Origin of the sequence: Streptomyces tailanensis, assembly GCF_008386495.1 — a bacterium.
Lineage (GTDB): Bacteria > Actinomycetota > Actinomycetes > Streptomycetales > Streptomycetaceae > Streptomyces > Streptomyces tailanensis.
On the sequence record NZ_VTHJ01000062.1, the window covers coordinates 44,405 to 58,796 of the forward strand.

The window sequence follows — 14,392 nt, forward strand, 5'->3', positions numbered from 1 at the left end:
ACTTCTGATGACCGGTGCCTCTGGACCGGCTGCGCGCCTCGACTACGATGAGCGGTTCATCCACTTGAGGGTGATCGAGGCCGAGGGCGCCACCCCGGTCTCACCAGGAACGCTGCTGCCGAGCGCGCAGTAGCCAAGGGGCCAGGCCCGCCCGGCGGCAGCCGGAGATCACTGCTCGCGCAGCGGGATCGACACGTACGACGGGTCGTTCGGCGGCGAGGAGAAGGTCAGCTGCGCGCCGGTCGGGTTGTGCTCGATGTAGAGCGGGTCAACCTCCCCCACCGACGACCAGGGCGAGACGGTGGCCCGCCGGAACGTCGTAGGCCGTGGAGAACAACTCCAGGTCCACGCCGAACGGCTCGCCCGGTGTCTTCCCGTGGAAGGTGTACGGCGCGTTGCTGACCAGCTTGCCGAGGCCGAGCGGGCCCACGTCGTAGAGGTACGCGACGAGGGTGCCGCTCTCCTTGGTCGCGGTGACCGTGGTGTGCAGCTTCGCGGTGCCCCGCACGGCCTGCGCCTCCTTGTACTTCTCCGACTGCCACACGGCCGCGTAGCGGCGGGGGAGCAGCGGCATGGAGGCGATGGGCGGGAGCTGGGCCACCTGGTCCAGGACGCTGGACAGGAAGATGATCCCGCCGTTGGCGCCCGAGTCGACGTTCGCGCGGATCGTGGTGCCGCTCGTGAGGGCGATCTTCTTGCGGGTCGCGGTGACGGACTTCCAGTCCGGATAGCCCTCGAAGCCGCCGCCGGTACGGGACTTGAGCTGGACGGGCCGCTCGCGGTCGATGCCGTTGGCCGTGCCCTTGAGATGGTGGTCGAACCAGCGCCGGGTGTCCGTCCACACGTCGTTGGGCAGCCCGAACAGGCCGGTCGCCTCGGTGGTGGCGTGGTCGCCGGGCCGTAGCTCCAGCCGCTTGGGGCCGGTGAGCTTCTCGTAGAAGTCGGCGTACTGGTTGGGCGGGAAGATGGAGTCGCCCCAGCCGTTGGCGAGCATGACCGCCGTGCCGTGGGCGTTGAGCCGGTCCACATAGGTCGCGGGGGAACGTTTCTTCCCCCAGGCGATCATCTCCTCCTCCTTCGCCAAGTTGGAGGCGAAGAAGTTCTTGAAGATCTCCTGGAGTTCGGGGCTCGGCCGGCCGGTGATCCGCCCGGCGCCGTCGAGGAGGGCGGCCGCCTGGGAGTGCTGGGTACGGCCGGAGTAGATCGAGTCGATCAGATCGCCCCACCCGCTCGGCGCGGCCACCACCTTGACCCGCTTGTCGTGCGCGGCGGCGAGCAGACTGATGCCCGCGCCGTACGACAGCCCCGCCATGCCGATGTGCTCGGCGTCGGCCGGGGTGTGGGCGAGCGCCCAGTCGATCACCTCGGAGGCGTCGGCTATGTCGGGTGGACCCGCCACTTCTATGTACCCGCCGGACTCCCAGAAGCCGCGGGCGTTGTAACTGACCACCACATAACCGGCGTTGGCGAGCTTCTGCGCCTGTGCGAGGTATTCGATCCGCGGGAGGCCCCAGCTCGTGGGGAGCACGAGGAGCGGGTACGTGCGGGTGGCGTCGGCCGGGGCGACGACGCCCGCCTTGAGGACCGTGCCGCCGTGGCCCTTGATGTCGACGAAGCGCGTGGTGGGCGCGCTCGTCGCGGCGGGGGCCGCCTGGGCCGCGGGAGCCGGCCCGAGGGCTGCCGGCGACCAGGGCGGTCGAGACGGCTCCCACGGCCGTCGTACGCAGTGCCCTGGGCCTGTTCGAGGTCTTGCCGTTTCTCATGGGTCACACCTCACTCGTGTAAGTACAAAGTGACCCGAAGGTAACCGGGGCTCCTTACTGGAGGTAACTCCCCAGTAAGTTACGTGAAGGTGACAATCGCCTCCCCGGCCCCGCCCGGCTGCTATGAGGTGCGATGCGAGGCCGTCGCCGGAACCACCGCTGCCGCCGGTGTCTGGGCGGCGCGCGTGACGTCCGCGACGAGTTCGACGACATCGGGGCCGTACGCCTGGGAGTTGACGACCTTCAGCAGGAGGACGAAGGTGCCCGTGCCGTACTTGCGGAACAGCCGTTCGTGGTGACGGGCGAGATAGCGGGTGGCGGCCTGGTTGCTGATGGCGCGCTGGCCGCAGAAGAGGAAGACGGGCCGGGACTGGTCCGGCTGGCCGGTGGTGAGCCGGGCCAGGATCACGTGTTCGTTGACGCCGGGTTCCAGGCGGTAGCGCTCGCTGCCGATCTGCAAGGCGCCCCGGTCGGGCCCCGGCTCGGGGTTGGTGTTGAAGCGGATGCCGGGGAGCATCGCGGCGAGGTGAGCGGCCACGCGGCGGTTCGAGCCGGGCCCGCCCACGCAGAACTCGGTGCGCTCGCCGAAGCCCTGCTGGGCGGCGTCCTGGGTGATGATCTGGGCGTGCGCACCGCAGTCCTTGATGAGCGCGGAGAGTTCCAGCAGCGCGAACACGTCGAACCGGTGCACCGCCAGGTCCGCGCTGGACGGGTCGCGGTTGACCACCAGCAGGGACTCGGAGCTGTCGGGCAGTCCGAAGAACGTCTGCTTGCGGCGGAGCTTGCGCTTCCACAGGTAGGTCCGGACGAACCAGCCCAGCGAGGCACTGGTGCCCGCCGCGATCACGCCGAGGACGATATTGCGCACGTCGTCATTCATGGCCGCGCATGGTAGCGGGCGCCGCGAAACGCCGCCCGAAGCCATGTCCGATTCACCGGCCTGTGATGCCTCCTGACGGGACCATGGCAACCGCGTTAGTCTGCGCGGACGGTCGTTGGCTGACGGTCGTTGACTGGAGGTTGTGGATGCGTCTGCGTCGCCCTGTCGCGCGGAAACTGGCGGTTCTGGCGGCTTCGGCCACCGTGGTGTCGGTGGGGGCGGCGGCGCCACCGACCTCCACCGCGACGGACCCCGTCGAGAAGGTGCCGGTCGCCGTCGGTTACGGCGGTGTCGTCTCCAGCGTCGACCCGGACGCCTCGGCCGCCGGGATCGAGGTGCTGAAGAAGGGCGGCAACGCGGTGGACGCCGCCGTCGCCACGGCCGCCGCGCTCGGGGTCACCGAGCCCTACTCGGCCGGTATCGGCGGAGGCGGCTACTTCGTCTACTACGACGCGAAGTCCCGCAAGGTGCACACCATCGACGGCCGCGAGACCGCACCGCTGAGCGCCGACGAGAATCTCTTCCTGGAGAACGGCACGGCGATCCCCTTCGCGGAGGCCGTCACCAGCGGGCTCAGCGTCGGTACGCCCGGCACACCTGCCACCTGGCAGACGGCGCTGAGGAGTTGGGGCAGCAAGCCGCTCGCCAAGCTGCTGAAGCCCGCCGAGAAGCTCGCCCGGGACGGCTTCACCGTCGACGCGACCTTCCGCGCCCAGACCGCCTCCAACGAGGCCCGGTTCCGGAACTTCCCGGCCACCGTCGACCTGTATCTGCCCGGCGGTGAGCTCCCGGTCGTCGGCTCGACCCTCAAGAACCCCGATCTGGCCCGTACGTACGAGGAGCTGGGCCGCGAGGGCGTCGGTGCCCTCTACCGGGGCGACCTCGCCCAGGACATCGTCGACACGGTCAACAAGCCGCCGGTGGATCCGGGTTCGGGCTACAACGCCCGCCCCGGTGACCTGACGACGGAGGACCTCGCCGCGTACCGCACCAAGCGCCAGGCGCCCACGAAGGTGTCGTACCGGGGACTCGACGTCTACGGCATGGCCCCGTCCTCCTCCGGCGGCACCACGGTCGGTGAAGCGCTCAACATCCTTGAGCGGACCGACCTTTCGAAGGCGAGCGACGTCCAGTACCTGCACCGCTTCATCGAGGCGAGCCGTATCGCGTTCGCCGACCGCGGGCGGTGGGTCGGCGACCCCGCCTTCGAGGACGTACCGACCAAGGAACTGCTGTCGCAGCGGTTCGCCGACTCACGCGAGTGCCTGATCAAGGACGACGCGGTGCTCACCAGCCCCGTAGCACCGGCCGACCCGCGCAACCCGGCGGCCTGCGCGACGGGCGGTACGGCGGCCCCGACGACGTACGAGGGCGACAGCACGACCCACCTCACGGTCGCCGACAAGTGGGGCAACGTCGTCGCGTACACCCTCACCATCGAGCAGACCGGTGGCAGCGGCATCACCGTGCCGGGCCGGGGCTTCCTGCTCAACAACGAGCTGACCGACTTCTCCTTCACCCCGGCCAACCCGGCGGTGCACGACCCGAACCTGCCCGGGCCGGGCAAGCGGCCGCGCTCGTCGATGTCGCCGACGATCGTGCTGGACCAGCACGGCAAGCCGGTCGTGGCGCTCGGCTCGCCCGGCGGCGCGACCATCATCACCACCGTCCTGCAGACGCTCACCGGCTTCCTCGACCGGGGCATGCCCCTGGTCGACGCCATCGCCGCGCCGCGCGCCAGCCAGCGCAACCAGACCACGACCGAACTCGAACCGGGCCTGTGGACCAGCCCGTTGAAGACCGAGCTCGAAGCCATCGGCCACGGCTTCCGGCAGAACCCCGAGATCGGCGCGGTGGCCGCCGTCCAGCGTCTGTCGAACGGCAAGTGGCTGGCCGCCGCGGAGACGGTACGGCGTGGGGGTGGCGCGGCGATGGTCGTGCATCCCGCGAAGTAGTCCTCTATCCCGGGGCGGGCGGTGTCGTGCGGAAGGTGAGCCGTCCGTCCTCGGTCTCCGCCACCACCCGGCTGCCGGACGGCAGGTGGCCGTCCAGGAGCAGCCGGGACAGGGGGTTGTCGACCTCCCGTTGGATCGTGCGGCGCAGCGGGCGGGCGCCGTACTCGGGCTGGTGGCCGTGGCGGGCGAGCCAGTCGACGGCCTGGTCGGTGAACTCGATGGTGACGTCCCGCTGGTGCAGCCGGTCCCGGGTGTGCTCCAGCAACAGGCCGGTGATCTGCCGTAGTTGGGCGTCGGTGAGCGGGCGGAAGACGACGATCTCGTCGACGCGGTTGAGGAACTCCGGCCGGAAGTGCTCGCGCAGCGGCCTGAGGATCCGCTCGCGCCGCTCCTCCTCGGCCGCCTCGGTGCCGCCCGCCGAGAAGCCCAGGCCGGCCCCGCCGCGGCCGATCGCCTCCGAGCCCAGATTGCTCGTCATCGCGATCACCGTGCTGGTGAAGTCGACCGTGCGGCCCTGGGAGTCGGTGAGCCGGCCGTCGTCGAGGACCTGGAGCAGGATGTTGAAGACGTCCGGGTGGGCCTTCTCGACCTCGTCCAGCAACAGCAGCGAGTACGGGTGCCGCCGTACGGTCTCCGTCAGCTGGCCGGCCGCCTCGTGGCCGACGTAGCCGGGCGGGGCGCCGACCAGCCGGCTGACCGTGTGCCGCTCCTGGTACTCGCTCATGTCGAGGCGCACCATCCGCTCCTCGCTGCCGAAGAGCGCCTCTGCGAGCGCGCGGGCCAGTTCCGTCTTGCCGACACCGGTCGGGCCCAGGAAGAGGAAGCTGCCGATCGGCCGGTCGGGGCTGGAGAGCCCGGCGCGGGAGCGCAGTACGGCGTCGGCGACCACGTCCACCGCCTCGTCCTGCCCGACGACCCGCCGGTGCAGATACCGGGCCAGCCCGAGGAGCCGTTCCTTCTCCTCCCGGGTGAGGCTGCTGACGGGGATGCCGGTCTGCCGGGACACCACCTCGGCGATGTCCTCGGCGGTGACCTCCAGGCTCTGCCCGTCGTCGGCCTGTTCCTCGGCGTGCCCCTCGGTGATCCGGCTCTTCAACTCGCCGATCCGGTCTCGGAGCCGCGTGGCCTCCTCGTACTCCTCACTCGCGACCGCCTGGTCTTTGTCCCTGGTCAGCTGCTCGATCTCCCGCTCCAAGGCCCGCACGTCCGTGCCCTTCGTATGGGCCCGCAGTCGCACCCGGACCCCGGCCTGGTCCATCAGGTCGATGGCCTTGTCGGGCAGCCGGCGCTCGCTGAGGTAACGGTCGGAGAGGTCCACGGCGGCCGCGAGTGCCCCGTCGGTGTAGCGGACCTGGTGGTGGGCCTCGTACCGGTCCCGCAGACCGCGCAGGATCTCCAGGGCGTCGGCGGCGGACGGCTCGGAGACCTGCACCGGCTGGAAGCGGCGGGCCAGCGCCGCGTCCTTCTCGATCCGGCGGTACTCCTCCAGCGTCGTCGCGCCCACGATGTTCAGCTCGCCGCGTGCCAGGGCGGGCTTGAGGATGTTGCCCGCGTCCATCGTGCCGCTCTCGCCCGCCCCGGCGCCCACGACGGTGTGCAACTCGTCGATGAAGACGATCAGTTCCTCGGAGTGCGTGCGTATCTCGTCGACGATGTTCGTCAGCCGCTCCTCGAAGTCCCCGCGGTAACGGGTCCCCGCGACCACTCCGGACAGGTCCAGGGCGACCACCCGGCGCCCGGCGAGCACGTCGGGCACGTCCCCCTCCGCGATGCGCTGGGCCAGCCCCTCCACGACCGCGGTCTTGCCCACGCCCGCCTCGCCGATGAGGACCGGGTTGTTCTTGCCCCGCCGGGAGAGCACCTCCACGGTCTGCTCGATCTCCTCCTCCCGGCCGATCACCGGGTCGATACGGCCCTGCCGTGCGAGATCGGTGAGATCGCGGCCGTACTTGTCGAGGGTCGGGGTGGGAGCGTGGCGCGGCATATCGGTGCGCGACTGCAGCCCGGGCGGCGTGCCCGCCGCCGGTGGTTCCGACGCCTCCGGCGGCAGCGCCGACGCCGGCAGTCGCGCGGCACCCAGGATGTGCCCGGCGGCCGAGTCCGGGTTCGCGGCGAGGGCGCTCAGGACGTGCTCGGGGCCTATGTAGCCGGAGCCGGTGGCCCGGGCCAGCTCATGGGCGTCCAGCAGGGCCCGCTTGACCGCCGGCGTCAGGGCCAGCGAGTCCGGCGTCGGCCCCTGCCCGGGCCGGTGACGGACCGGGCCCGCCCGCTCGTCGATCTCACCGGCCAACGCGTCCGGATCGGCGCCCGCCCGGGCCACCAGGGACCGGGTCGGCTCGGCCTCGAGCGCGGCCCGCAGCAGATGCTGGGTGTCCAGGTCACTGCTGCCGTGCCGCGCCGCGTACGCCGCCGCGTCCGCCACCAGCTGCCGGGCCTGGCCGCTCATCAGCCGCCCGATCTCGATCCGCTGGGGGCGCGGTCCACCGAAAAAGTGTGCGAAGAACTCACTGAAGGGGTCGGGGCCATAGCCCTCGGGGCCCGGGAATCGGCTGTTCATCCTCCCGCGAGTGCCCTGTCGCTGCGCGGCTATGCGGGGGGTGCCGTTGGGGGTCGGGGTGCGTTTTTGGGTGCGGGTGCGTTGTGGTTGCTCGCGCAGTTCCCCGCGCCCCTGAAAGACACGGCCCTGCGGGCCGAAAAGCACGGGGCGCAGCCCCTGCTTTTCAGGGGCGCGGGGAACTGCGCGATCAGCCCTCACTCACCCGCAGTCCGAAGGCAGCCCGCAGTGCTATGGCGCTACCGCTCGGTGAGGACTCGGGGGCCGGAGTCCGTGATGGCCACCGTGTGCTCTGTGTGGGCGGCCCGTGACCCGTCGTTCGTTCGTAGGGTCCAGCCGTCGGGTGCCTCGTGGTACCCGTCCGTGCCGCCGCCGATCAGCATCGGCTCGATGGCCAGTACCAGGCCCGGCCGGAGGGGCAGGCCCCGGCCCGGGCGGCCCTCGTTCGGGACCGGAGGGTCCTCGTGCATGTGGCGGCCGATGCCGTGGCCGCCGAAACCGTCGGGGATGCCGTAGCCGGCGGTGCGGCAGACGGAGCCGATGGCGTGGGCGATGTCGCCGATGCGGTTGCCGACGACGGCTGCCTCGATCCCGGCGGTGAGGGCCCGCTCGGCGGTTTCGATGAGCCGCAGGTCGGCTGGGTGGGGCTCGCCGACAGTGAAGCTGATCGCCGAGTCCCCGGCCCAGCCGCCCAGTTCGGCGCCGCAGTCGATGGAGACGAGGTCGCCGTCGCGCAGCCGGTACGAGGTCGGGATGCCGTGCACGATCGCGTCGTTGACCGAGGCGCAGATCACCGCGGGAAAGGGGACGGGCGCGAAGGAGGGCCGATAGCCCAGGAAGGGCGACGAGGCGCCCGCCGCGCGCAGCACCTCACGTGCCACCTCGTCCAGTTCGAGCAGTGATACGCCCACGTCGGCGGCCTTGCGTACCGCGGTGAGCGCTTGTCCCACGACCTGTCCGGCCTCGTGCATCGCGTCGATGGACGCGTGCGTCTTGAGTTCCACCATGCCAATTACTATACCGCTAGATGCCCAATTAATATACCGGTCGCCTGGCGGGGGCCGGCATTAGACTGGGCTCATGGTGCGCACCCCTCTCACCCCCGAAGAGCGTGAACGCGGCGAGCGGCTGGGCCGGTTGCTGCGCGAGGCCCGCGGCAGCCGCAGCATGGTGGAGATCGCCGCCGGCGCGGGCATCTCCGCCGAGACGCTCCGGAAGATCGAGACCGGCCGCGCCCCCACCCCGGCCTTCTTCACGGTCGCCGCCCTGGCCCGCACGCTGGGCCTGTCCATGGACGAACTCGCCGGCCAGTGCACACCGGTCGAGGTGGCGGCAACACCGGCCGCGGCGGTCGCCTGACCGTTCGTGCGGTCGCTTGGGGCCGATTTCGCGCACCTCGCCCCTACTTCGTCCTCACATCACGCACAGCCGCCGCTCGACCGCGCACAGCACACCGCGTCCACTTCGAAAACTTCGCGTAGCGCCGCTGTAACACAACTGGTGTTTTCTAGCGGACCGGAGCACTCCAGTCTGCCGGGGAGCAAGCGATGGCTGTGGATCAACTCCCGGGTCAAGTACGGGAGTTCGCCGGTTATCTGAACAAGCTGATGACCAAGCTCGACCAGGGCGGTGGCTGGTGCGCCGTTTTCTGGCAACGCGACCCCGACGGCATGCGCGCCTGTCTCGACGGCTTTGAAGTGCCGCCCTGGGACGTCGTGGAAGCGCTCATGCACGACCTCGCCGTCGCGTACGGCCCGGCGGCCGCGTCCCAGGAGACCGAGCGGGCCCGCGCCCTGCATGCGGCCTCGCTCGCCGCGTACGACTCCCGCCCCGGCGGCCGTGACGCCCTCGGTGACCGGCTCGACGGCATGATGCGCGAACAGCGCCTCGCCGCCGAACGCACCGCCGAACTGACCCGCCTGCTCCAGGCCGCCGCCACCCAGGAGGAGGCCGATTCGCTCCGTCTCGACCTGGCCTGGGCCCACGACGACCACGAACGCGCCACCGCCCGCTGCGCCGAACTGCGCAACCGCATCGAGCACCTCGACCGCCGCGCCCCGCACACCCCTGTGCGGGGCGCGACGCGCTTTCCGGAGGAGTTCGCCGGGGACGTCGTGCGGTTGCCGGAGCAGGAGGGGCACACGCGGCAGGATTCGGGGCGCGACGGACGTACGTACACCGCCGCCTTCCCCGACCTCGACGCACCGGTCCAAGCCGCCCCGGCCCCCGCCCCCGAGCCCCACCGCCCCGACCCGGAACCCCCGGCACCGACCCCGGCGCCCACCAAGCAGCGCTCCAAGCGCCGCCCCCGCGGCGGGGCCCGTTTCGCCGGTGTCGTGGACGCGGACGAGGCCCCGCCCGTCGTGGTCCCCGAGACCGCGCCGGCCCCCGTCGCCCCGAAGGGCCGTGCCGCCCGAGGCGCCCGGTACGCCGGTGCCGCCGAGCAGGTCGAGTCGGCGCCGGCGCGGCAGGAGCAGGCCCGGCGGCAGCCGCTGGACGACGAGGCGCGGCGGGAGATCGCCGGGACCGTCGGGCAGCTCGTCCGGCTGCGTAAAGAGAGCCGCAGCGGGGAGGCGCACGCCCTTCTCGTGGAGCTCGCGTACTGGCCCGCCGATCGTTTCCCGCTGCTCGCCGCCGAGATGCACCGGGCGGGGCTGGGTGCCGACTGGGCGACTCTTCTGTGGGAGGCGGCCTCGCTGCCGCCGGACCGGCTGGTCGCTGTCGCGGACGCGCTGAGCGTGGTGGGGCGTACCTCGGACGGGGAGCAGATGCTGCGGCAGGGTGTTCAGCGACCCGCCGAGGAGATCGGCGAGGCGGTGCTCGGGCTCGCCGCCGAGGGGCGTGAGCGGGAGGCGCGTGCGCTGCTCGACACGTATGTACACGTCCGTACTCCGGAGGAGGCGGCGCGCGTCGCGGAGGTCCATCCGCACCGGCTCGCGCCCCTTGTCCTGACGGCGGCGCGCGGTGTCTCGGAGGACCGCTACCGGGACGTGGTGCACGCACTGCGCGTGGCGGGACTCGCCTGAGGGCGGCCCGGGGCGCGGCGGGCTTCACCACCCGAGTCACCCGGGTGATCACCCACGCGAGTGCGAAACATGATCGACTCGGCTGCTTAACGGCGATGGTCTTGCCCAGCCCGTCGAGGGGGCTTACTTTCAGCCTCTACGGCCTGCGTCTACGGGCGTAGAGGTACGGGCGTAGAGGATCGTAAGGCTCACTGACTCCCCGGTCGAAGGAGCAGCTGCAATGGCCAACGTCGTACGCGCCGCCCTGGTCCAGGCGACCTGGACCGGTGACACGGAGTCCATGGTCGCCAAGCACATCGAGCACGCCCGTGAGGCCGCCCGGCAGGGCGCGAAGGTGATCGGCTTCCAGGAAGTCTTCAACTCGCCCTACTTCTGCCAGGTCCAGGAGCCCGAGCACTACCGCTGGGCGGAACCCGTGCCCGACGGGCCGACCGTCACCCGTATGCGGGAGCTCGCCCGGGAGACCGGCATGGTGATCGTCGTCCCGGTCTTCGAGATCGAGCAGTCCGGCTTCTACTACAACACCGCCGCCGTGATCGATGCCGACGGCAGTTACCTCGGCAAGTACCGCAAACACCACATCCCCCAGGTCAAGGGCTTCTGGGAGAAGTACTACTTCAAGCCCGGCAACCTCGGTTGGCCGGTCTTCGACACGGCGGTCGGCAAGGTCGGCGTGTACATCTGCTACGACCGCCACTTCCCGGAGGGCTGGCGCCAGCTCGGCCTGAACGGCGCCCAGCTCGTCTACAACCCCTCGGCCACCCATCGCGGGCTCTCCTCCCACCTCTGGAAGCTGGAGCAGCCGGCCGCCGCCGTCGCCAACGAGTACTTCGTCGCCGCGATCAACCGGGTCGGTGTGGAGGAGTACGGGGACAACGACTTCTACGGCACCTCGTACTTCGTCGACCCCCGCGGCCAGTTCGTCGGCGAGCCGGCGAGCGACAAGGACGAGGAACTCCTCGTAAGGGACCTCGACTTCGACCTCGTCGAAAAAGTACGCACGCTGTGGGCGTTCTACCGGGACCGCAGGCCGGACGCGTACGAAGGACTCGTCCGGCCGTGACGTGGGCACGATCCGTGCAGCCGTGGCACCCGCACGGCCGTACCGTCGTGACATACGCAGTACCCGTACAGCAGTGAAAGGAGTGGTGCAGCCGTGACCGACGAACTGCTCGGCCGCCACAAGGCCGTGCTGCCCGACTGGCTCGCGCTCTACTACGCCGACCCGATGGAGATCACCCACGGCGAGGGCCGCCACGTCTGGGACGCCGAGGGCAACAAGTACCTCGACTTCTTCGGCGGCATCCTCACCACGATGACGGCGCACGCGCTGCCCGAGGTCACCAAGGCGGTGAGCGAGCAGGCCGGGCGGATCATCCACTCCTCCACGCTCTACCTCAACCGGCCGATGGTGGAACTCGCCGAGCGCATCGCGCAGTTGTCCGGCATACCGGACGCCCGCGTCTTCTTCACCACCTCCGGCACCGAGGCCAACGACACCGCGCTGCTGCTCGCCACCACGTACCGGCAGAGCAACCAGATCCTGGCGATGCGCAACAGCTACCACGGCCGTTCGTTCAGCGCGGTCGGCATCACCGGCAACAGGGGCTGGTCGCCGACCTCGCTGTCCCCGCTCCAGACGCTGTACGTGCACGGCGGCGTCCGGACCCGCGGACCGTACGCCGACCTCAGTGACGCCGACTTCATCACGGCCTGCGTCGCCGACCTGGAGGACCTGCTCGGCCATGTCCGCCCGCCGGCCGCGCTGATCGCCGAGCCCATCCAGGGCGTCGGCGGCTTCACCTCACCGCCGGACGGCCTGTACGCGGCCTTCCGCGAGGTGCTCCAGCGGCACGGGGTGCTGTGGATCGCCGACGAGGTGCAGACCGGCTGGGGCCGCACCGGCGACAACTTCTGGGGCTGGCAGGCACACGGGCAGAACGGGCCGCCGGACATGCTCACCTTCGCCAAGGGCATCGGCAACGGCATGTCCATCGGCGGTGTCGTCGCCCGCGCCGAGGTCATGAACTGCCTGGACAGCAACTCGATCTCCACCTTCGGCGGCACCCAGATCACCATGGCCGCCGGCCTCGCCAACCTGGCCTACCTGGTCGAGCACGACCTCCAGGGCAACGCCCGCCGCGTCGGCGGACTGCTCATCGAGCGGCTGCGCGCGATCACGGCCCAGGTCCCGGAGGTCAAGGAAGTACGCGGCCGGGGCCTCATGATCGGCATCGAGCTCGTCAAGCCCGGTACGGAGGAGGCCAACCCGGAGGCGGCGTCCGCCGTCCTGGAGGCCGCCCGCCGGGAGGGCCTGCTGATCGGCAAGGGCGGCGGCCACAACACCAGCGCGCTGCGCATCGCGCCCCCGCTCTCCCTGACGGTCGCCGAGGCCGAGGAGGGCGCCGACGCCCTCGAACGCGCTCTGAGGAGCATTCAGTAACGCCAGATGTAAGGAACACCGCCATGACCACCGCCTTGGAACCCGCCCTTTCGGTACGCCAGGTCCTCACCCTGGACCGGGTCCTCGCCGGAGAGCCCGAGGTGGTGGCCGGGGCCGGTCAGCTCGACCGGCCCGTGCGCTGGGTGCATGTGGCCGAGGCCGCCGACGTGGGGGTGATGCTCAGCGGCGGCGAGATGGTCCTCACCACCGGGGTCCTCCTCGCCGGCGACGAGGAGGCCCAGGCCGAGTACATCCGCTCCCTGCACCGCGCGGAGGCCTCGGCGGTCGTCCTCGGCCTCGGCCGGGCCTTCCCGACGCCGCCCGACGTGATGCGCCGGGCGGCCGAGCGGTGCGGGCTGCCCATGGTCGTACTGCACCGGCCGTTCCCCTTCGCCGAGCTGACGGAGGAGGTGCAGTCCCGGCTCGTACGGCGCAAGTTCGCGGCGGTCAGCCTCTCCGAGGCCGTACGGACGGCGCTGACCGGGCTCATCACCGCCGGCGCCCCGCTGCAACGGCTCCTCGACGAGATCGCCAAGCACGCGGGCTGTCCGCTCGTCGTCGCCAACCTCGCCCACCGCGTCCTCGCCACGGCGGGGGAGCGGTCCGCGGTCGACGACGTGCTGCGCGACTGGGAGCGCGTCTCCCGGCAGGCGGGCGGCAACGAGGGCGACGGCTGGGTCCGCGCCGAACTCGGCGGGCGCGGGGAGCGCTGGGGCCGGATCGTGCTGTGCGGCTACCGCGGCGACACGGCCACCGGGCGGCTGCTCGCGGACCGGGCCGCCGAGGCGCTCGTCCTGCACCGCATGCTCGGCGGCGCGACCCACAGCTGGGAGGAGCAGTCCGCGCAGAGCCTGCTGACGGACCTGGTCTCCGGCGTCGTACCCGCACGCCAGCTGCTGCCGAGGGCACGGGCCGCCGGGCTCCCCGTCAACCGCCGTACGTTCGTCCCCCTCGTCGTCCGCGACGGGGACCCGGCCCAACTCGACCGCGTCCTGCGCATGCTGGGCCTCTCGGGGCTCGTCGCCGAACTTGCGGAGGGCGCCACCGCCGTCCTGCTGAGCCTCGCCCGGGACCAGGACGCGCAGGCGTTGACGGCGCATTTCGCGACCCGGCTGCGGTCGGAGTCAGGGGTACGCACGACCGTCGTGGCCGCCGCCGAGCCGCGGACCGTGTGGGAGGACGTACCCGCCGGGCTGCGCGAGGCGCAGCATGTGGCGGACGCCGTCGCCCAGTCGTCGGCGGCCGGGCTCGACCTGCCCGTCGTCGTACGACTGCGGGACGTCCATCTACGGGGCCTGATCCGCCTCTTGCGTGACGACCCGCACGTCCAGGCCTTCGCCGAGCGGGAGTTGGACGGGTTGCTGTGCGGGGACCGGCACGCCGAGCAGGACCTGCTGCCGGTGCTGCGAACCTACCTCGCCACCGGCCGCAACAAGTCGCACACCGCCCAGCTCCACCACGTCAGCCGGCCCGCGCTGTACCGCCGCCTGGAGGCGATAGAGGCCCGGCTCGGCGTGGACCTCGACGACTTCGAGCAGGCCGCCTCCGTCCACATCGCCCTCCTCGCACACGACGCGCAACAGAGCTGAAACACCCTGGGACCTGGGAAAACGCCGGTGAAACATGCGCCCTCGAAGAGATGACACCGTGCAACGCGAAACCCCCGCAGACGTGACACCGTGCAACTCAAACCCGATCTCCGGGCTTCCTACTCTCCTGGGGCGGGCGTCGGAAGTGCCGTCTGCCCTGCGGGCGGACGACGGCACTTCCG

General features: G+C 71.2%; 10 protein-coding genes and 1 pseudogene. 7 read left to right on the forward strand and 4 right to left on the reverse strand.

Annotated features, from left to right (window positions below):
* The first annotated feature begins 7 nt into the window (after positions 1–7).
* Positions 8–133: a hypothetical protein gene (locus F3T56_RS49500; protein ID WP_281291947.1), complete on the forward strand. Its 126-nt coding sequence runs from the start codon at positions 8–10 to the stop codon at positions 131–133.
* 35 nt (positions 134–168) lie between these two features.
* On the opposite strand, the pseudogene F3T56_RS36640 reads toward F3T56_RS49500, so the two are convergent.
* Positions 169–1,763, reverse strand: a pseudogene (locus F3T56_RS36640) (CocE/NonD family hydrolase).
* Between the two features lie 121 nt (positions 1,764–1,884).
* Positions 1,885–2,643: a hypothetical protein gene (locus tag F3T56_RS36645; protein ID WP_149829704.1), complete on the reverse strand. Its 759-nt coding sequence runs from the start codon at positions 2,641–2,643 to the stop codon at positions 1,885–1,887.
* Between the two features lie 146 nt (positions 2,644–2,789).
* Here F3T56_RS36645 and ggt point away from each other — a divergent pair, with 146 nt between their 5' ends.
* Entirely contained in the window at positions 2,790–4,598 is a 1,809-nt protein-coding gene (gene ggt / locus F3T56_RS36650; protein WP_149829705.1) for a gamma-glutamyltransferase, read from the forward strand.
* Between the two features lie 4 nt (positions 4,599–4,602).
* Here the strand turns inward: ggt and F3T56_RS36655 are convergent, their stop codons facing one another.
* Positions 4,603–7,155 carry an ATP-dependent Clp protease ATP-binding subunit gene (locus F3T56_RS36655; protein ID WP_149829707.1) on the reverse strand — a complete coding sequence of 851 codons (2,553 nt, stop codon included), beginning with the start codon at positions 7,153–7,155 and terminating at the stop codon, positions 4,603–4,605.
* Between the two features lie 236 nt (positions 7,156–7,391).
* The gene (gene map, locus F3T56_RS36660) at positions 7,392–8,159 is read right to left on the reverse strand and encodes a type I methionyl aminopeptidase (protein WP_149829708.1); all 768 of its coding nucleotides are present in this window, start codon (positions 8,157–8,159) and stop codon (positions 7,392–7,394) included.
* Between the two features lie 73 nt (positions 8,160–8,232).
* Here map and F3T56_RS36665 point away from each other — a divergent pair, with 73 nt between their 5' ends.
* The 5 genes from F3T56_RS36665 to F3T56_RS36685 all read left to right on the forward strand — a co-directional run bounded on the left by F3T56_RS36665 (position 8,233) and on the right by F3T56_RS36685 (position 14,210).
* Positions 8,233–8,511 (forward strand): helix-turn-helix domain-containing protein, encoded by a 279-nt coding sequence (locus tag F3T56_RS36665; protein ID WP_149829709.1) that lies wholly within the window; start codon positions 8,233–8,235, stop codon positions 8,509–8,511.
* A gap of 188 nt (positions 8,512–8,699) precedes the next feature.
* Positions 8,700–10,178, forward strand: a complete 1,479-nt coding sequence (locus tag F3T56_RS36670; protein WP_149829710.1) for a hypothetical protein — start codon at positions 8,700–8,702, stop codon at positions 10,176–10,178.
* Positions 10,179–10,398: 220 nt separating this feature from the next.
* Entirely contained in the window at positions 10,399–11,241 is an 843-nt protein-coding gene (locus F3T56_RS36675) for a nitrilase-related carbon-nitrogen hydrolase (protein ID WP_149829712.1), read from the forward strand.
* 93 nt (positions 11,242–11,334) lie between these two features.
* Complete coding sequence (locus tag F3T56_RS36680; RefSeq protein WP_149829714.1) at positions 11,335–12,621, forward strand: aspartate aminotransferase family protein; 1,287 nt, start codon at positions 11,335–11,337, stop codon at positions 12,619–12,621.
* 23 nt (positions 12,622–12,644) lie between these two features.
* Positions 12,645–14,210 (forward strand): PucR family transcriptional regulator, encoded by a 1,566-nt coding sequence (locus F3T56_RS36685; RefSeq protein WP_149829715.1) that lies wholly within the window; start codon positions 12,645–12,647, stop codon positions 14,208–14,210.
* The last annotated feature ends 182 nt before the right edge of the window (positions 14,211–14,392 follow it).

Coding starts and splice junctions, on each gene's coding strand:
- F3T56_RS49500 (WP_281291947.1), top strand. CDS start 8: ATGACCGGTGCCTCTGGACCGGCTGCGCGCCTCGACTACGATGAGCGG.
- F3T56_RS36645 (WP_149829704.1), bottom strand. CDS start 2,643: ATGAATGACGACGTGCGCAATATCGTCCTCGGCGTGATCGCGGCGGGC.
- ggt (WP_149829705.1), top strand. CDS start 2,790: ATGCGTCTGCGTCGCCCTGTCGCGCGGAAACTGGCGGTTCTGGCGGCT.
- F3T56_RS36655 (WP_149829707.1), bottom strand. CDS start 7,155: ATGAACAGCCGATTCCCGGGCCCCGAGGGCTATGGCCCCGACCCCTTC.
- map (WP_149829708.1), bottom strand. CDS start 8,159: ATGGTGGAACTCAAGACGCACGCGTCCATCGACGCGATGCACGAGGCC.
- F3T56_RS36665 (WP_149829709.1), top strand. CDS start 8,233: ATGGTGCGCACCCCTCTCACCCCCGAAGAGCGTGAACGCGGCGAGCGG.
- F3T56_RS36670 (WP_149829710.1), top strand. CDS start 8,700: ATGGCTGTGGATCAACTCCCGGGTCAAGTACGGGAGTTCGCCGGTTAT.
- F3T56_RS36675 (WP_149829712.1), top strand. CDS start 10,399: ATGGCCAACGTCGTACGCGCCGCCCTGGTCCAGGCGACCTGGACCGGT.
- F3T56_RS36685 (WP_149829715.1), top strand. CDS start 12,645: ATGACCACCGCCTTGGAACCCGCCCTTTCGGTACGCCAGGTCCTCACC.